This window comes from Methylobacterium frigidaeris, assembly GCF_022179185.1.
Classification (GTDB): Bacteria; Pseudomonadota; Alphaproteobacteria; order Rhizobiales; family Beijerinckiaceae; genus Methylobacterium; species Methylobacterium frigidaeris.
The window spans coordinates 1-232 of record NZ_BPQJ01000377.1; the positions used below are offsets into that span (position 1 = coordinate 1).

Consider the following 232-nt stretch of genomic DNA (forward strand, 5'->3'; position numbering starts at 1 on the left):
GTCCACGTAGTAGTTCCAGTCGACCCAGGAGGACTGGCGCACGGTGGTCCCGTTCACCGAGTCGGTCACCGCGAAGTGCGGTTCCTTGAGCGCCGAGTAGTTGGCCGTGTTCACGATGAAGCCGTGCACATCGGAGACCGAGGCTCCTTCGACCGTGGCGGCCTTCTTGAACTGCTGAGCCGCGGGAACGAAGTTGGAGTCCCAGCCGAGCCAGCCGTGGTGGGCCGCGTCG

1 protein-coding gene is annotated in these 232 nt (G+C 65.1%); it reads right to left on the reverse strand.

Features of this window, described 5'->3' with window-relative positions:
- A partial coding sequence (locus MFF64_RS37415; RefSeq protein WP_238194138.1) for a glycoside hydrolase family 6 protein occupies positions 1 to 232 on the reverse strand: 232 nt, incomplete at both ends.